This window comes from Planctomycetaceae bacterium (assembly GCA_041398825.1).
Classification (GTDB): Bacteria; Planctomycetota; Planctomycetia; order Planctomycetales; family Planctomycetaceae; genus F1-80-MAGs062.
This window is the reverse complement of record JAWKTX010000003.1, coordinates 339,192-357,937: the sequence shown is the minus strand read 5'-3', so window position 1 is coordinate 357,937 and position 18,746 is coordinate 339,192. Positions and strand designations below refer to the sequence as shown.

The 18,746-nt window shown below is 55.5% G+C and carries 13 protein-coding genes; 5 read left to right on the top strand and 8 right to left on the bottom strand.

The window, feature by feature from the left end; genetic code table 11:
* The first annotated feature begins 12 nt into the window (after window positions 1-12).
* Together R3C20_07710 and R3C20_07705 are read left to right on the top strand one after the other, a co-directional pair.
* On the top strand, window positions 13-684 hold the full coding sequence (locus tag R3C20_07710; protein ID MEZ6040376.1) for a transposase: 672 nt from the start codon (window positions 13-15) through the stop codon (window positions 682-684).
* A 29-nt stretch (window positions 685-713) separates the two neighbouring features.
* Window positions 714-875: a hypothetical protein gene (locus tag R3C20_07705; GenBank protein MEZ6040375.1), complete on the top strand. Its 162-nt coding sequence runs from the start codon at window positions 714-716 to the stop codon at window positions 873-875.
* A 76-nt stretch (window positions 876-951) separates the two neighbouring features.
* Here R3C20_07705 and R3C20_07700 read toward each other — a convergent pair whose 3' ends face one another.
* The 4 genes from R3C20_07700 to R3C20_07685 form a co-directional block, all read right to left on the bottom strand.
* A complete protein-coding gene (locus tag R3C20_07700) occupies window positions 952-4,263 on the bottom strand; it encodes a PQQ-binding-like beta-propeller repeat protein (GenBank protein MEZ6040374.1) in 3,312 nt (1,103 codons plus the stop codon).
* A gap of 221 nt (window positions 4,264-4,484) precedes the next feature.
* Window positions 4,485-4,940 carry a hypothetical protein gene (locus R3C20_07695; protein ID MEZ6040373.1) on the bottom strand — a complete coding sequence of 152 codons (456 nt, stop codon included), beginning with the start codon at window positions 4,938-4,940 and terminating at the stop codon, window positions 4,485-4,487.
* A gap of 130 nt (window positions 4,941-5,070) precedes the next feature.
* A complete protein-coding gene (locus R3C20_07690) occupies window positions 5,071-6,177 on the bottom strand; it encodes a DUF1559 domain-containing protein (GenBank protein ID MEZ6040372.1) in 1,107 nt (368 codons plus the stop codon).
* A gap of 623 nt (window positions 6,178-6,800) precedes the next feature.
* Window positions 6,801-7,157, bottom strand: coding sequence for a hypothetical protein (locus R3C20_07685; protein ID MEZ6040371.1), 357 nt, complete (start codon window positions 7,155-7,157; stop codon window positions 6,801-6,803).
* A 457-nt stretch (window positions 7,158-7,614) separates the two neighbouring features.
* Here R3C20_07685 and R3C20_07680 point away from each other — a divergent pair, with 457 nt between their 5' ends.
* The 3 genes from R3C20_07680 to R3C20_07670 are packed head-to-tail and all read left to right on the top strand — an operon-like array spanning window position 7,615 to window position 9,467.
* Window positions 7,615-8,319 carry a DUF6605 domain-containing protein gene (locus tag R3C20_07680; protein ID MEZ6040370.1) on the top strand — a complete coding sequence of 235 codons (705 nt, stop codon included), beginning with the start codon at window positions 7,615-7,617 and terminating at the stop codon, window positions 8,317-8,319.
* Window positions 8,226-9,131, top strand: a complete 906-nt coding sequence (locus R3C20_07675) for a DUF6605 domain-containing protein (protein MEZ6040369.1) — start codon at window positions 8,226-8,228, stop codon at window positions 9,129-9,131. Before R3C20_07680 ends, R3C20_07675 begins: the two co-directional genes overlap by 94 nt.
* A 51-nt stretch (window positions 9,132-9,182) precedes the next feature.
* The gene (locus R3C20_07670; GenBank protein ID MEZ6040368.1) at window positions 9,183-9,467 is read left to right on the top strand and encodes a DUF493 domain-containing protein; all 285 of its coding nucleotides are present in this window, start codon (window positions 9,183-9,185) and stop codon (window positions 9,465-9,467) included.
* 31 nt (window positions 9,468-9,498) lie between these two features.
* Here the strand turns inward: R3C20_07670 and R3C20_07665 are convergent, their stop codons facing one another.
* From R3C20_07665 to R3C20_07650, 4 genes are all read right to left on the bottom strand, one after another.
* Window positions 9,499-10,317, bottom strand: coding sequence for a DNA-formamidopyrimidine glycosylase family protein (locus tag R3C20_07665; protein MEZ6040367.1), 819 nt, complete (start codon window positions 10,315-10,317; stop codon window positions 9,499-9,501).
* The gene (locus tag R3C20_07660; protein MEZ6040366.1) at window positions 10,318-15,084 is read right to left on the bottom strand and encodes a crosslink repair DNA glycosylase YcaQ family protein; all 4,767 of its coding nucleotides are present in this window, start codon (window positions 15,082-15,084) and stop codon (window positions 10,318-10,320) included.
* Between the two features lie 104 nt (window positions 15,085-15,188).
* Window positions 15,189-16,976: a putative Ig domain-containing protein gene (locus R3C20_07655; GenBank protein MEZ6040365.1), complete on the bottom strand. Its 1,788-nt coding sequence runs from the start codon at window positions 16,974-16,976 to the stop codon at window positions 15,189-15,191.
* A 76-nt stretch (window positions 16,977-17,052) separates the two neighbouring features.
* Entirely contained in the window at window positions 17,053-18,531 is a 1,479-nt protein-coding gene (locus R3C20_07650; GenBank protein ID MEZ6040364.1) for a hypothetical protein, read from the bottom strand.
* Window positions 18,532-18,746: the final 215 nt, after the last annotated feature.

The window sequence follows — 18,746 nt, the reverse complement described above, 5'->3', positions numbered from 1 at the left end:
TATCGTCTTGTAATGGGACGACCAAAACGATTAGCTCCGGGTGGTTGGGTTTATCATGTGCTGAACCGTGCGAACGCGCGGATGCCGATCTTCACGAAGGATGAAGACTTCATCGCGTTTGAGACGGTGCTTCAGGAAGCTGTTGCCCGGACGGGGACTCGGCTGCTTTCGTATTGCCTGATGGAAAATCACTGGCACCTGGTGGTGTGGCCTCAGGAAGATGATGAGTTGTCTCGCTTTGTTGGCTGGCTGACACTGACTCACACGCAGCGTTGGCACGCGCATCGCAAATCGACGGGGTCAGGGCACGTCTACCAGGGGCGATTCAAATCCTTCCCGGTGCAGGACGATGGTCACCTTCTGACGGTCTGCCGGTATGTGGAACGCAATGCTTTGCGTGCGAATCTGGTGAAGCGTGCGGACGACTGGCGCTGGAGCAGTCTGTATCGCTGGTCGTCGGGAACGGCGGCAGAAAAGAACCTGCTGTCGGCATGGCCTGTGCGGCGAACTGCTGGCTGGCTGGAGCATGTCAATTCGCCTCAGACGGACGCCGAACTCGCGGCCCTGCGTCGCAGCGTCAATCGAGGCTCACCGTTTGGAGACGAAACATGGGCAACCAAAGCGACTCGAAAACTGGGCCTCGAAATCACCACCCGCCCCCAGGGACGACCAAGAGTCAAATAAACGGTTCCCGATACCTTCTTGTGTCTGCGATGGAGCTTCGCGATCGAGCGTGGCAAAGGCTGGCAATTGATCTGGATTTTGAAAACCTGCTGTCGATCACTCGAGTCATCAGCCTGAATCAGGTGCAGTCGGCCGCCGAGCAGTTGCTGGCTGGGAAGTCTGTCGGGCGAGTGCTGGTCAAGTGTCAGTAGCACCGGGTTCGTAAGAGTCGATGGCTGGCTTGACGAGTTGCGATTGCGAAACCATCCGGGGCCAGCGGCGAATTCGTTAATCGACGCTGGCTGATGCGGTGCTGGTGACTTCAACATCGTCCAGGAGAACAGGGGTGCCGGGCGTAAAAGCCATGGACGTTTGAAGAGGAAAGTTGCAGACGCAGCTGGCGCTGGCTTCCGGAATCAATAATCGCCCGTGTGCAGGAATGATATTAATCCAGCAACCCGGTCGACTGGGGGCCAGCGATGAATAACTGTCTGGCTGGGGCGAGTGAAGATTCAGAAAAGTGGGATTGGTGGCTCGAAAGAACAGACACTGGCCAGCGCCGGAAAGACTGCCGCAACTGTGACCAGGTCTGCGCAGGGACCAGTCCTGTTCTGCGCCCGTGGGTACTAGGCGAACGCCCGTCTTCAAATCGTACAAATACGGCTCAACCACCAGCAGCGGATCCTGATCAGGTTGCCGCAGGATCACCGGGTGGTGGATCTGTTCGCCGTGGTACAGGCCTTTGCGGATGTGCTGGTGCTGAGCCTGCCATACCAGTTCGCCGGACTGCAGTTGATGTACTCGAATCTGGTACCCGGCAGTTTCTGTCTGTTCGTTACTCGCTGACGAAACAAGGGTGACCAGTTCGCCGTCGGTCTGAGTGAACAGCATGTTCTTTGCTTCGGGCCATTCGATTCTTTGTTCCCAGATGGTCTGTCCGGTGTCGGCGTCCAGGCAGACCAAAAACGCATCTTGCATGATCACAGGCAGCGGTATGCGGTCGGATTCATGCTGCAGACACGCATCGCTGCGACCTTCGACAAACAGAACGCGTGAAGGTGTCTCTACGGCGGTGATGGAACTATTGACGATCGTGCCGCGGACATAATTCCAGCTGACAGTACCGTCCGGAGTCAGCCGCGCGAACAGGCGACTGCAGACCAAAGGTCGTTGCGAGTTGTAGTCCTGGTCGGAGTAGCTCAGCCGAGCCTGTACGGGATCCAGCGCCAGCCGCGGCGCAGACGATTTCATGCACGTGACCAGCAGGGCTTGGTTGCATTCTGCCAGATAACCAAATCTCAGCGAGCCCCATATATTGGAGGCTTCGATTTCCGGCATTGGTAGTGTGTCAGTCACCTGACCGCGGAGGGCGTCGACTTTCCAGATGGATTCTGATGTGGCGGCGTACAGAGTTCTTCCATCTTTTGTCAGGCAGCAGTAACCACAGTCAAAAGGTGTCACATATCTCATCGAATCTTTCGGCAGATCCAGTTGCCACCGCTCGAATCCGTTTGCCGGATCCACGCCGATTAAACGCTCGTCGGCCTGCATGATCAATGCCGAACCCGCTGCCAGTGGAGCAGGTCCGCGCAGGTGGCGGTCCGGCATTCTTCGTGGTCCCACACCGCCAAACCAGTGCAGTTGAAAGTCAGTGGCTGTACCAATCGCTGCATCCTGAGCGGCGGCTTCGTTGGCCGGCGAACCATACTGATGTCGCCAAACTCCGACATCGTCAGAGCCTGGCGCCGAGATCGGAGATTCCTGTGCAGGGAACAGCCAGCCGGTGCCAGGGACAAGCAGCCGCGTTAGTTCCTGCCGCGTACGATCAGCAGGATTGATCTGAATGACAGCATTGAAGATGCCTGTCGCAAACGGCAAGGGTTGATCATCAGGAACGTGCCGTACAGTCACACGATTGCCATATAAACCATGCTGATGCAGAAGGCATTGACACAGCTGAAAATTCTGCCGGTGACGCACGACATTAATGATTTGAAACCGCGATTGCTTGGCCAGAGATCGGCACAGTTTGCCTTCAGAATCAGCAGTCACCAGAACTAATCCGGCGTCCACCGGAAGCAGATCCAGATACTGACCAACAGCGGTCAGGGTTTGATCATCTTCCACGACGCTTGTTTCCACCTCCAGGCGCGAATTGCTGGTCCAGAGTGAATCTGTATTGTCAGATTCTGCGGCACTTTTAAGTGCCGGGGTATTTTCGGAGGGATCTGCAGCTCTGTCTGAGCCATGCCAGCAATAGATGCGACCGGAGCTTGTGGTCGCAACCAGCAGTTCTTTGTGGATTGGAAGTGGATCCGTTTGATGGTTGTTAGTTTCCTGTTGACCGGAAACTGCCAGATACATGATTTGCTCATCGGTGCTTTCGAGTGTGGTGGAGGTCAGCTGCTTTCCGGTCAGCGCGTCGAATACAAGTACCTGATTTTGATCTGCCACAAACAGTCGCATTGTTTGGTCTGTGCCCGATACGATCAGCGTTTGGTCCAGTTGGCAGTCAACGGTCCATTCAACAGCTTCATCCTGCTGATTCAGAATTCGGGCGGTGTTGTAGCATATCAGTTGCCTGCCATCGGCGATCCAGATTTTTCCGGAACCAGCAGCCACCGCGCGGCCGCCGAATGGCAGCATCTGCGGCTTTCCCTGATCCGTGGTTCGTAAAGCCATTCCGCTGGTGCGCGGAAATGATTCGACACGTTTTAGATTGCCGGGTCCTGCAAAGAATGCATCGGGTGTCAGCATGCAGAACGAGCCGCCAGGAGATGGAAGTTTCTCCAGCCGCTGGCCATTCAGTGCGTCCATCAGAAAAGGGGTACCGCGTCCGGACGGCACGATAAATCGATCGTCGTCAGTGCCAACCAGGTAGCCCTGCGGAGACTGGTCAATTCTGCGTCGCCAGACGATGCTGCCATCGGTGGCCTGCAATGCCACAGCATACACGCCTTGTCCCGGAAACAACCCGGCACAGGCATAAACCAGACCGTCGATTACGGTGGCTGATGTTCGGACGGGATGAGGGCTGATCAGTCGCTGATTTCCAGGAATCCATGGCATGTCCGGCCCGATTTTGACGTCCCAGAGGACAGCTCCATCGGTTATCCGAATAGCTCGTACATGTCCGTCGTCGGCTGCCAGAAAAGCCACGCCCTGCGTGACTGAGGGAGCGAAACGGATGGGAGCCTGAGCCACAAATTCCCAGACCTGTGATCCGTCTTTGCCATTAACGCAGATCAGTCGATCGTTGGCAGAGGATGCAACCAGAACCCGCTGCTGCCCATGGTCGTCAGTGACAATCAGCGGCACATTTCCGTAATCATCTGTGACGCGTGGTTCGATCTTGTCCAGCCGCTGCCACAAACTGCCGCGAGCTGCTTCTGGCCATGCGGGAACGGGTGAGTTGAAATCAGAAAGCATCCAGCCGGGGTTCCAGCTTCGCGATTTAATCAACTGAACAACAAAGCCAGTCCGTTGCACATTGCCGCGATGTTCAGGCCATTCACCGCGAACAACGCCTGCGGTCAGAAAGAACGTCAGACAAACAGAACATATGTGTGTGACCAGCGACGGCCGAGTCCGTTTGGGCATGGTTCCGATCCTCGAGTATGTCTGGGCGAAGGGCACCATGGTAATCCCCGAACGCGGAAATTCAGCTGGCTGTAAAGGTCCGGATCAGCTCAGCATAGTAGCAGCCGCCATCGTCTGAAAGATACGGGCCGGGCAAACTGCCGACGCAGGCACCTCGCCCGTGGGGTGAACTGTGGCACCGATACGGTTTGGGGCGTCTTGTGGCAGGCAGTTGTGGGCGGTTACTGACCAGCTGTCGCCGCGCGGAGCTTGTCGCCAAAGCTGGATTTGATCGAGCCGGGAAGATCGGAAGCAGCCTGAATGATCTGCATCAGAGCGTCTACCTGTTCCGAAGAAACTGTTCCCGTTGCGTCGGCATCCATCGATTGCAGCTTTGACACCGTATCAGCCACAATGGCGTCCAGACTGTTGGGATTCGGTCGATCTCCATCGCCGCCACGATCTGCTTCCAGAGAAGCGACTTCGGATCCTTTCTTCGTTTGCTGTATGGTCGAAGAGTAAGACGCTACCGCCTGTCGCAAACGCGGAACAAGCTCATCGGCCAGCGACTGAGGCGTGTATCGAAATTCCTCGGCGCGTTGCTCTATGGCGTTTTCTCCACGTGAGCAACCATAAAGAAACGCGCATATGATCAAAGCAACGTATTGAAAAACGCCAGTCCGGTGTTGAAGGGTCATCGTGTGAGATCGCTCTCTTCGAAAATGCTGCGGGCGGAGGGCAAGGCTGATGCAGGAACAGCACACGCGCAAATTGCCCGTGCTGTCTGTTCAAAAAAACGGGTCTGTGACACGCATTTGCGGCAGTGTTTTAGAAGTCGGAGATGTTTTCTCCGTCGCCGCGAGTCCCCAATGCCCACCAGGTATCAATGTCGATGCTGTCAGAAATGAATCGCACTGAACCATCAGCCAGGGAAATCTGGACACCGCCGACATGATTGCTGGACGGTGTAATGGCGCCATCAGCTTCGCTGCATCGAAACCAGTCGGTGTTATAACCGGGAATTGAAATAGTATTAGGAGGAAACACGTGGTTATACAGGTGCTTTTCCCACGAACTCGTATAAAGCCAGTTCAGGCCCTTGTACTGACCCCAGTCACGCCAGTTTACATGATTGGCCAGTCCGTCGCGAACAACATCTCGAATGGATGCTCCCGGTGTCTGGATCATGCCTGATCCCGTGTAATACAGGTTTCGGCGTTTGTCGCGATGATTTCCGCCACCGTCGTTGACAAGGCTTTCGCTGATTGCGGCTGTATTGGACAAACCATCGGTGATGTCACGAAAACGAATGGAGTTATTGGAACCGGCGAGCAACGTTCCGCTGCAGTTGGCCGTACCCGGTCCACCGGGACTCATGCGAGAGTGTGAGATGAAGCCCCGCGATCGTGTGGAAACGCCGGCATTTGGCAGTGCCAGATGTCGAGGCGGTCCGGCATTGGCCACGTAACTGAAATTTGCCAGGCCTGGAACGTTTGCGTTGGTTTCACTTTCGCTGGGACAAAGGAACGTGCCCATTTGAACTCGCGCCATCTGACCAAGCGGAGTTGTGCCATTCACAATGCCTGTCCACGAATAGCCAGCCCCGGTGATGGACGAAGGCAGAAAGTTGTAAGCGTTGGCCTCTTCCACAAAAGGCAGCAGGCCGAAATACCAGGACAAATTGCCGGAATTGCCGTTGCCGCCGTAATCATGAGCCGCTCGATGCATATGCAGGGGAGTTCGGCTGTAAACGTCATGGTAATTATGTATGGCCAGAGTCAGCTGCTTCAGGTTATTGCGACACTGTGTCCGCCGAGCTGCTTCACGAGCCTGCTGTACAGCAGGAAGTAATAAAGCAATGAGAATCGCAATGATTGCAATAACAACCAGCAATTCGATCAGCGTGAAACCGGTTCGTCTGGCTATAAGTTTCATAAGAATAGCTCCAGGGATAATGGGAATCAGATGCTGTATCAGCAAAACAGAAACCGTGATCCGACGTCAGTTGCAGGAACCCGATCGAAGCCATGAACATGGTGATCTCGGACGCGAACTTCTGGCGCCTCTGCTCATTCAACCCTGCAGGTGTTAATGTTTAGTTAAAGGCCAGTGACTGGCTGACATGATTCTCTGAACTGGGCGAAGCGATTGCTCAGCCGGTCGTGGACTGATTCGGTTTTAGATCATCTGAAGAATGCAAAATGGATCGCGGAATGTGGCGAGTGTCTTAAGGATCTGGGCTAGTTCATGAAGCAGGCAGTGCCCGCCGCCGTTTCAGCTAACGCTCTGAGACTGATCGTCGCTCCTGCTAGCCCGGATATCTCACACCATCGCGACTGAGTTGGCTGGCAGGGAGGATTTTCAGGTTGTGTCTGGAACCTGATCGATTTCTGATGTTGTGTGGACCAGATTTCGGTTTCCGGGCGCTGATTTCGCAACGTGCGGCGGAGCGAATCGCCTGCCTGCAATCGCCTGACCTGCAATTGGCTGGTTGCGGTCTGTCGTGCTTTCGTGGTGGAGAACGCTAAAAGGGGTGCATCTGCCCAGTGGAGGAGGCGTTAGATGACGAGTGTTTTCCAGATTTGGTGCCAGTTGTTGTTGATGTTTTGAGCTCGGAGTGCGGTGATGGCGGAGGCTGCGAGGGGCGACCAGTGCATGTGGGGGCCTTTCAGTCGGATACCGACAAGTTGCTTGGCGGTGGCTTCGATCATGCCCGAGCCGATTTGCCAGTTGTGATCTCGATAAACCGGATAGTTCGTGATGCCGACACCGCTGCGTAAGTAGCCCAGCAGGGAATTCAGGGCGGCGGGCTTTTTGCCGCGGAGTTTTGACACCCGGGGTTGCAGCCATGCGACGAGCCCCTCCCTGCCTTTGGGCCGCAGCAGATTTAAGCCTTCATCCAACCAAGTCTTCACGATCGTAGAAGTGGTAGGAACCGTTTATTGACGTTGTATGTCAGCTTGGCGATTGAACCTTTGACGGGATGCTGTCTGCGTCCGTCACACATGTGGCGTTCGCCCAACCGAACGTCTGAGAACACACAAAGGACATGCATAAGAAAGACACAATGAAGAATGAAGTTCCCCCAGAGGTTGTAGGCGTTCTGCATGGGATGTTTTGGATTCGGCACCGCGCGTTGTCCGAATGTGATCTGTCATCATGGCGACACATGAAGTATGGTGCTTGTCCAACGGAGCGATGCCGTTTTCACTGATCCTCGAGTGCTTTCGAATCCGGCTATGGTTGTGGTGGTGCTGCGACTGATGAGGTGATGTTGTTGGTCGCCTTTGCGCTGCGTGCGCATTATGCTTCGGTTCCCGCCATTTGAACTGAATGTCCCCCACCCGCAGCGACAACAGGAGCAATGAACAGATGAACCAGATTGATCTCCGTGCCATTTGCGTAATTGCAATATTTATCGTGTTGCCTGAGTCTGCTCCTACGCTCGTCGCTCAACAGTCGGACCATCCGAACCCGGTGGTTATAGAGAATCGTCTTCCCGGGGCCAGGGACTGGCAGTTGACCAGAGTTCGACTTGATGCAGGTGGCTTCCGATCCCCCTGGATTGAAGGATATTGCTCGCGCCAGAGCGTAAAAGCGGGCGAGCAAATTGACATCATGGTGTCGACGAATCCGGTGCGAAAGTTTTCCGTGGAGTTCTTCCGGATGGGATATTATCAAGGCCGTGGGGCGCGGTTGATGAAAACCGTTGAATCGGTACCGGGGGCCATTCAACCCGATCCCGAGATTGGCGACAAGAACCTGCGAGAGTGTCGTTGGCGACCATCGCTTTCGCTCACCATCCCGGAAGATTGGCTGAGCGGCGTTTATCTCGGACGACTGACAACAATTCCTGAGGGCTCAGAGTCCTACTGGCAGAGCTATATCGTCTTTATTGTCACGGATGACCGTCCTGCTGACGTTTTGTTCAGTGTTCAGACAACACGTGGCAGGCATACAATCGATGGCCGGATAACTTTTCCATCTACACTCACCCCAAAGGAAATCAGGGGCCGTGGGCGGATGTCAGCTTTGATCGTCCCTACGGAAGAGAAGCCCAGTTTACGGGCGTTGTGAATGATCCATTGACCGTTGGGTCGGGCGAGTTTCTGCCATTCGAATTTCCGTTGGCGTTCTGGCTGGAGAAGAATGGCTACGATGTCACGTATTGTTCGAACTGCGACCTGCTAAGCGCGGACCGCGGCCTGAAGTGCAGGACCTTCGTCAGCATTGGCCATGACGAATACTGGGATCTGCGGCAGTTTCACAGTGTGACCAGAATGCGAGACGAGGGCGTCAATCTGCTCTTCTTCTCGGGGAACAGCGTCTGCTGGGTGACCCCATTTCGGGATTCCGCCGACGGTCGTGCCAATCGAATTATTTTTCGGGGCGGTCCCTATGGCGGAGACAACGAGTACGCGGTGAATCGGGAACGGGACCATGGACCGTTCCCACATCGTGGTCCGGATGAAGGACTGCTGATGGGTGCTCGCAACGTGGAGCCCGTTAACGGTGGAGGAGACTGGGTCGTCGCGAATGCCGACCACTGGATTTTTGAAAATACTGATATTGCTGATGGCGATTCCATCCCCGGACTCATTGGGTGGGAATATCACGGGCAGCCAGCAGAAATTCCGGGACTGGAAGTTGTTGCCGGAGGAACGGCATGGCAGGGGGGCGTGAATCCACAGCAATGGACGGCCACGATCTACCCCGGTCCCAAAGACAACTTCGTTTTCAATGCGGCCACTATTTTCTGGGCTCAGGGCTTGAGCTCGCCTCCCGGACACACGCTTCCCTGGTCACACTGGAGTCGCCCCCATGGCCCTGACGATCGCGTCCAGCAAATCACCAGAAATCTGTTCGACCGGGCGACCAAAAGGAGGTAAGATTCCGGCCATGAACGGATGCATGCCCTCGCGAAATGTGAGTTGTTGACAATGCTGAACCTACCAAGTGTTGAGTTGCTGGAATCGCGGCACAACTTTCCCTGCGTCTTTGTGTTTAAAGTCATAGGAAATACGTCCGACAACTTCCACGCCCGAGTTGTTTCGATCATTCGGGATGAAATGCAACTGGAGGCTGATCCGCCGCATTCGTACCGCGCTGCCCGAAACGGAAAGCATATCTCAGTGACCGTAGAACCCGTTTGTGAATCGGCTCAGCAGGTTCTGGCGATTTACGGCAGGCTTACCGGGATGGACGGCCTTGTGATGCTGCTTTGACTGAGGTCGATTCCACTTTTGTATCAGGGTGTCACGATCGCGGCGGGGATGGCGATTCGCGGGCGATGACGTGTTGACATTCCGGACAGAAGCAGGTCGTTCGTGCGAGATCGCCCTGTCGAATTAGTTCCATGCGAGTCCCGCAGACAAGGCAGGGTTCACCATTTCGGCCATACGCCCAGAACTCGAATCCATCGCCTCGCATCCGGGTTCGCCGTTCATCTGTGTAAATATTCTTTCGCATCAGATCAACTGCGCGATCTCGGATTCGAATCAATTGATCGTCCGAAAGTTCACCCACTCGAGTCAGAGGATGGATGCGTTCAGCAAACAAGATCTCTGACTTATAGATGTTGCCGATACCACACACGACCGTTTGATTCATCACGGCTTCGCCAATGGTGATCACATCCTGGGTTCGAAAGCGGGCGATGACAACGTCATCCGCGATGGGAGGGCCAAGGATATCCGGGCCGAGTCGCTGAAGGTATGAATCCCGCATCAGTTCCCGGTTGGTGATTAGCTTGATCATTTTGGGCGTGAAACAGACAACCACCCAGTCCGAATTCTTCATAGTGAACACTGCATGAGAAACGGGGCGTTGCCATCGACTATCGTGGCGATAGATATGCCAGGAACCAGTCATCCCCATATGTGAATGCAGCACTCGAGCGTCGTCAAAATGTATCAGCAAATGTTTTCCACGGGCTTCAATGTGACAGACCATCCGACCGTCGAGCGACTCGGGTTCCATGAGCTCTCGTCGCCCGGTTGCCGCGACGATTTCTCGCCCCGGAAGAACCTTGCGCAGATTGATCGCTGTCCTCAGGATCGTGTCGCCTTCCGGCATTCAGACAGTCCCTCTTTGCGAGAGCCCTTTGTGCAACAGGCCCTGAGACGTGACCGTAAAACCAGCGCTGAGCAGTTCCGCAGCAAACGGTGCGTCGCCCGCTGATTTACCATCGATCCTGGAAAGAAGTATCGCTCGCCCGGGGCGAGCCATGGATGCCAGCGATTCGGCCAACGCTCGGGCTGAGGCTTTTCGACTGCTTTCATCGGTCGGCAAGAAAGTAGTCAACGACTGGTGGGTCCGTCCAAGGTAGCCTATGAGCTGCCCATTCATCGAAACGACTCGAGCGCCAGCTACTCGCTGCATGCGTGAGGTTTCATCTCCATTCGCGCTGGCTGGCCAGGGAAGTGCGTTTCCCCATGGACACGCCGGATCGGTTGCGGCGAGCACCAGAACTTCAGGTTCACCTGTCGGGTCACGGAACGAACGCAGTCTGTCTTCCGCTCCCGGCGCGGCGAACTGGGCTGCTCCGAGTCCGGCGACAAAATACCCGCGCCGAACTTTGCCAGCCTCTTCCATCGCTTTCAGTACGGGATAAAGTCCGGCAAACCCACCAGCCACTTCTTCGCGCGACAACATTTCTTTGGTCAGCACGCCGTGTCGTTCAATCAACTGCGTCGCGATTGCCATTTGCCGTTCGGTAACTGTCGGAGGAATGACTTCCGGCAACAGCTGACTGGTTGGTTGTGGTTGTGTGAATTCAGCGGCCCGGGGAAGTAAAGTCCAGCGTCCTTCGGAACCCGGCAGATGACTTCGGCGACGTGAGCGGAATCCCATTCCACTTCGCCGGTCTGATCGGCGGTCGTTCCTGCGACCGGCCTTCTGGGAAGCTCGAAGCGAACGCAGAGGCGTCAGAGTGTCGTTGGTTACTTCACCGGCCCAAACCATTTGCCACAGCACCTGCAGGACTTCGTTCGGAAACATCCTCAACGCTTCTGTGATCTGTTCGAAGAACATTCCGCCCCGGTCGGACAGCAACTCACGGATAGAACCGGCTATCGAGTCCTCGACCGTCTGTACCGCCGGCGCCAGAGTCATATAGTCGTCCGTCAGGAAAAGACCGATGCGTCCATCACTGTTGCCAGTACTGTCGAAGCCTCGCCAGATGACTTCTCGCTGAACACAAAGTTCATCCAGATCGGCAGAACGGAACCCGGGTATGCGTGCGGGAAGTATCTCATGCTCCAGCGTCGATGCTGGCAAGGGAGCCCCCTGGAGTTGCTCAATCACATCCAGAAGACCATCGAGCCCCCGTCTCGGCCGATGAATGCCATGCCAGTCTGGAAGGAAGCGAACCAAAGCATCGGCTTCAACGGGTTCGACCTCACGTCGAAGGGCAGCAAGACTGCGACGTTTCAGAATTCGCAGCACATTGGCATCGCACCATTCCTGGCCCGTTCGCCCGGGCCGGTATTCACCCTCGATGACTCGCTCCTGAGCGGCCAGATGATTCAACGCCGAGATGATGGGGGCGATTCCAAGTCCCAACCGTTGTGCCACCTCGGATGGGGCAAATGGTCCATGGGTCCTGGCATATTGCGATACGAGATCAGTCATTGCCTGTTCGACGGGTTCCAGGAACGCATCAGCCAGCCCGGATGGCGGCATAATTCCGAGGGCATCTCGCAGTCTTCCTGCATCTTCAGCAGCCGCAAATCGCGCAGAGTCGGCGATTCGGCAACTAAAGATGCGTCGACTATCCTGCAGTTGCTTCAACCATTCTTCCAACTGGCCGGATTCGGCAGACTCGTCTTCACATCGTGCGAAGATTTCATCCAGTGACAACGGCCCGAGTTCCAGAAGCAGCCCGTGAAGATCGTCAATGTGTCGGATTCGGTGTCCCGTCAGCCTCTGCCGTTCCCGTTCTACCTCTTCCAGGATCGACTGATCGAAGAGTTCGCGAAAATCGATCGTGCCCAGAAGTTCTCTGAGCTGATTGTGATCCAGCGACAGTTGCTGCACCCGTCGTTCAGCCAGTGGAGCATCGCCTTCGTAGACGAAGTTTCCTACGTAGTTAAAGAGCACCGACGACGCAAACGGTGATGCGTATTCTGTCCGTACAGAATGAACCTGAATCACATGCAGGCGAACATCTTTGAGTAGTTGAATGAAGCCCGGCATGTCAAACACATCGCGGAGACATTCCCTGTACGTCTCCATCAGAATCGGGAAACCGCGAAAGCGGGAAGCCACTTTCAGCAGGTCCGCGGATTTCCGTCGCTGCATCCACAGGGGCGTTCGTTTGTTAGGTCCCCGTCGGGGAAGCAGCAGCGACCTGGCAGCGTTCTCGCGGAATCGAGCCGCGAATAGTGCTGTCCCTCCAATTTCCCGGACCAGTTCTTCTTCAACTTCGTCCGGATCCGGCAGGAAGACTTCGACAGGGGGCACGTCGAATGCTTCCGGAATTCGGAAGACAATTCCATCATCGGTCCACATCAGATCCACTTCGTCACTGATCTCGCGACGAAGTCTTGCGGCAACCAGTAACCCCCACGGGGCGTGAATGCGTGAACCAAACGGCGAAAGCACAACGATCCGCCAGTCCCCCACTTCATCCAGAAAGCTTTCGATCACGATGCAATTGTCTGACGGTAATTGTCCCGTCGCTTCGACCTGTTCCTTCAAATACCGGAGCAGGGATTCGGCGGCTGGCAGCTCCAGAAAGTGCTGATTCGTCAGCCGTTCGATCGCCTTTGGGGGATTCACAGAAACCAGCTCTCTGGCCAGTTTACCAATGGCCATCCCAAAGTCTCGCGGACGCCCTGGACTGTCACCTCGCCAAAACGGCATCCGCCCGGGTTCACCGGGGGCAGGCGTGACCAGCACACGATCCCGCGTGATGTCCATGACGCGCCAGGAGGATGCGCCCAGCAAAAATACGTCTCCCGGCAGGCATTCGAAAACCATTTCCTCGTCAAGTTCGCCCACCCGGCCGCCGGATTCGCCATCGGACCCAACAAGAAATACTCCGTACAGCCCTCGGTCCGGGATCGTACCGCCATTCAAGATGGCTAGTCGCTGGGCTCCTTTGCGAGGCGAGATGATGCCGCTGATACGGTCCCAGTTGATCCTTGGGCGCAGCTCCGAGAACTCGTCAGAAGGGTAACGACCGCTGAGCAGATCGAGCACGCTGATAAATGAAGAATAGGGCAGGTCAAAGAACGGAGCTGCCCCGCGCACGGTGGAGAACAGTTCATCGACAGAGATTGGTTCGCGGGCGGTGATAGCGACAACCTGCTGTGCGAGAATATCCAGCGGATTTCTCGGAAAGTGCGTCTCTTCGACCCACCCCTGAAGCATGGCACCTGTTGCTGCGCTGCATGCGAGCAGATCGCCCCGGAATTTCGGAAAAATGACCCCGGTCGAAACAGCGCCAACATGGTGTCCCGATCTTCCGATCCGCTGCATGCCGGACGCAATCGACGGAGGCGCTTCAATCTGAATCACAAGGTCGACGGCTCCCATGTCGATGCCGAGCTCCATCGACGATGTGGCGACCATTGCCGGCAATTGACCGCGTTTCAAGCGGTCTTCGATCTCCGCACGCTTATCCTTCGCAACGGAACCATGATGCGCCAACGCAAGTTCTTCGCCGGCGGTTTCGTTGATAGCTGTTGCCAGACGTTCGGCCAGGCGCCTGCTGTTCACGAAAATCATTGTTGAGCGATTTTGTCGAATGAGTTCGACCAGACGCGGATGAATCGATGGCCAGACGGACGGAATCGAAGGAGACGATGCCGCGGGTCCGATGGGAATCGTTTCGTCAAACAGTGATTCGTCAATCACTTCTTCAGCGCCGGAAACCTCTGCTGCCCGACGGCGGGCAATGGCCAGATTGGCCTCCGCCTGCCGTTCTTCCGCGGGAGTTTCGATGCTGAGCTGAAAACTGCGGCGTTCCGACGCGTCGATAATCTCAACAGGCCTGGGTCTTACGGGCGTGTTCGGATCGGGCGTTGATTCACCTCCACCAAGGAGCCGGGCGATTAGTTCTAATGGACGCTGTGTTGCCGAGAGTCCGATTCGCTGCAGTGGCGGAAGTGAATCGCAATCCCCGGATCGTGAAGCGTGGTGGCGACGACGCAGACGTTCCAGACGCTCGAGAGTCGAAAATAGATGGACGCCCCGTTTCGTTCCAGCCATCGCATGGATCTCGTCAATGATGACTGTTTCCAGATTGGCAAGAATTGATTCGGACCGAGACGTGAGCATCAGGTAAAGTGATTCCGGAGTCGTGATCAGGACATCAGGGGGATGCCGCGTGATGAGTGTCCGCTCCTTCTGAGACGTGTCACCCGATCGAACAGCAATTCGCGGGACGAGGTGCGCGATCTCATGACGCTCTGCCCACGCGCGAAGTCCGGCGATGGGAGCGCGCAGGTTTCGATCTACGTCAACGCCGAGAGCTTTCAGCGGCGAAATGTAGAGCACGCGAATCCCCGATGCCTCGTCCGAACCATGGGACGCGACATTTTTGGATGACGCCTTGTTGCAGCCTGATTCTTTTGTCCTGAAGAACAGCCGATCAATGGACGCAAGAAACGCGGCCAGCGTCTTCCCGGATCCGGTCGGCGCAAGCAACAACGCATTTCGCCCGGAACTCAGAACTGGCCATGCGAGTGTTTGAATGCGTGTCGGGGCATCAAAAGCCTGACAAAACCAGTCCCGGGTACACGGGTGGAAGCAGTTGAGCGACTGATTCTGGTCGATGGTTGCCATGGCGCCGTTATAGACACCGCCAGCGAAAACTTCGAGCCGTCGAACCAACACGGCCCCACGTCTTCCCGTTTCGCTCAACCGTTCCTACTCTCCAAATGACTGATTTTGGAAAACGGCATTTCACTGCAATGGCCCGGCAAACAAATTGCTTCCGGTCAGGGAGTGGTGTCCGCAACGTCCGAGGAATCAGGCGATTCGACGCGTGGCGTTCCTGCTTCTGTTTTTGCTGCATCCGGTGAAGCCGCCGGGGCGACTGATTCGCTGGCTGCTGCGGGCGAAATGAGAATTCGCTCCCGGATTGTCTTGCCCAGCGGAACTGTCCATGTTCCCTGCGAGTCCACCAAAGTAATGGAACGCAATTCGATCGCAGCTACTTCTGCGTCGATCTCCGCAAGAACCAGGCGTTCGCCAGTCTTCAGTTGCATTTGTTCGCCGGTCGCTTTGTTGCGGAACCATGCGTACCAGATGTCGTCTTTCGAAACGTTCCCTGTCAGCAGGGTCATCGCTGCGTCGTCTTCCTGGAGCTTGACCTTTAGAGTTGCTGTCGATGACAGAGGTTCTTTGCCCTTGTCCGTCACTTTGACGGTGACGGAGTAGTCATTCGGTTTTTGTGAAATCTCGGGTGTCCATGTAATCTCTCCATTGGCAGCGTTGATTGTCATGCCACTGGGAGCGTCGGCCAGCGAAAAGCTCAGCTGATCTGCTGCAGCGTCATCTGTGGCCATAATCTTTGTGGAGAATGGTTGTCCTATGATCGCAATCTGAGCGACAGGCGATTCGATAACGGGAGCTGAGTTCGGAACGGCGACACTGACTGTGACCCTGCCTTCAAGCATGAGATCGGGATTGTCGGACTGACGAGCCACGATCTTTGCCGTGTATTTGCCCTCAGGAATCGTCACCGCTGTCGTCCAGATAAATTCACCGGACTCTGGATCCAGTGACATCCCGTCCTGAGCTTCCATCAGTTCGTAATGGATGCTTCCGAGTTCAGGATCCAGGTCGTCGACTTTGACGTTCAGTTTGACTTCCTGCCCTGGCTTGATGGACTTATCGCTGATGCCGGACAATTTGGGGGAGTACTTTCGTGGTGGGGATGGCAGGGCAAATGGTGAGCCTGCCAGCAACGACTCGTAGCGATCGAATGAAGCCCCCTTCTTTTCCCAGGCTCGAGGCAGTAATTCGACAACCGCGTCTTCTGCATGAGCAGCAGGTTTCGTTCCCATGGTTCCCCGGGCGACTTTCCAGCTCGAGTCGCCAGCTTCGATCACAGTCAGCAATTCCCGATCCACTCGGATATCAAACGGTACTGCGGAAGGAAATCCACTGGCAGCCAGTGGCGTGATCTCCGCAGCCGTTTCGGAGAGTGGAGCGGCAAGCTTTGTCCGCGCAAACAACTCGCTTCGCACTCCACTTTGAAAGACGCTCATTCCTTCTGCCGTGAAGCCGATTTCCATCCTGGGATTTCCCTGAGTACCAGTGCTCTTGACTGTCAGGTTCGACAGCCTTTGCATCAGTGCTGCACTATCAAACAGAAACATGAACCGCGAAAGACCGGCCAGGTCAGTCTCTGCTTTGACATCGACGGAGACGGACAACATCTTGTCTTTCAATACATTCTTGCTCCCCGGTTCGACAGATAAAGAGGCGAAGGAACACTGCAATGCCATTTGCTCGATCCATTCGCGATATAACCTCTGCGCAGTCGCGGCATCTTCGGGCAGGCTCATTTGCTTCCACGAAAGCAGATTCGCACGCGCAGCGCCAAGCTGAATTTCTTTCAGCTCCAACCCGTCCACCGTGCGTTGCTGATTGTCAATCTTCTTCTGAAGATCCGTGATGGGCTTTTTGAACGTGGATTCAAACACGGACCTCCCGCCCCAGACTGCCAGTACGGCACCGAGAACCGAGGCCAAAAGTATCGTTCGCTTCTTGTCGTCCATTGCGAAATCCAGAATTCAAAATTGCAGGCAGTCTCTTGAGGCTGCAGAGATGTAAGTTATTCCAGAAGCGTGCGACTCAGGCCTTGTTGCCTGATTTTCCACTCCCGGGAGCGACTTCCTGTGGCTTCGGGATCTGCAGCTGCATGGAGATGGAGAACGGGTACCCGGCAGTTCGGCTGGTATTTTCCGGTGTGTAGGGCTCGACAATATAGCCCGCATCGGAAAGACGTCGGGCCATCTGTTCGATTTCAGCAACGGACTTCGCGACGCCGTCTAACCTGATGGAGCCGATTTCCCTGCCGGACTTTACACCCGCTTTAATTTCTCGCACGAGAAAGCGATCTGTGTCCGGAAGCAAGTCCTTCAGTGTGGTCATTTGGTCCAGCCAGTTGATATCACGATCGACCCAGTCGCTCACAAGTTCAGCCAGCACCAGATCATTCTTACCGAGCTGCAATGTGGAATTGATGTCATTAGCCTTATCCTGAAGGGACTCTAAATCTGCGCTCAGCACCCGAATTTTGTTCTGTCGCCAATTCCACGCCAGACCAAAAAGCACCAGAAGGGCCAATGCCGCGCCGAGCAACTGAACTCGTCGATAGTCCTGTTTTACCGGCGGACGCCTTGGATTAACCAGATCCACTTCAGGAACACGAGATTCGACCTGAGAATAGACCGACCCGGCCAGTGCTAACAGATCTGCGGCAGGTATCTCTGTGGTCCCATCATGTTCGAAGATTCCTTCCGCAGGATCGATCCGATCCATGGAGGCATTGTCAACTCGCGTTGCGGCATCTTCTTCAACCAGCGAAGTAATCTCCTTCGCACCCACGAGATGAAGCCTGGAGACTTTCAAATCGCCAAGAACTTCGGCAGCAGCCATGCGAGCCCGAGCGAGCTCAGATTTCACGGCCTTGGTGACACCATCAAGCGTCGACCAACCGGCCCCGCTGTGCGAAAACAACACCGCCTCTCCGCGGGTAAACGTCACTTCAATCACATCGCTCTTCAGCAGGGCGATCGCTTCCACACCTGCACTTCCACGCTCTGCCGAAACAACTCCCGCGTGAACTGCGGCCGATGCAATGCTGAAAGAAGTCGCTCGAACCGCCTTCAATTCCAGGCCAGCATCCGCCAGAGTTCGTCGAATTCTGTTGATCTGATCTACGGGGGAAGTCACCAGCAACACATCGCGGGCTGTGGCGTCGGCCAGTGCAGGCAGAGGGGCGAAATCCAGACAGACCGATTCGACGGGCACAGTCAGCTTGATCGCAGCCTGCATTCGAACCATGTCCGGCATGTCCGCTTCCGGCACCATTGGTAACGATATTCGGTGAATCGTGACCGCCTGACGTGGCAACAAGACCGTGACGGGCAACGCCGCTTTACCGCCCCCAGTACCAAAAATGGTCTGCAGCTGTGACGACAGAGAACCGGCGTCTTCTTTTGTGCGATCAATTCTGTGGATGGACCGCAGTGAAACGCGATTTCCCTTCATCTGGCCGATCGCTGCCAGGATCGATTCACGGTCCCATTCCAGTATGTACTGTTCCATCAATTGACCTCTAAAACTGCCGAGTCTGGATAGAATCCTCGGAAGGAATGCCGCAGAATCCGAAAGGGAATATGTACATGCGAACACATGTCTTCGATATCCGTGTTTGCGTAAACCCCGCGAAAGGAATGGTTGCACCGTGAAACGGGGGAAACAAGTAAAGGTTTACCAGGATCGAGGTCCTTGCCGGTGATTTGCCGGGAATTCCCGCGGTT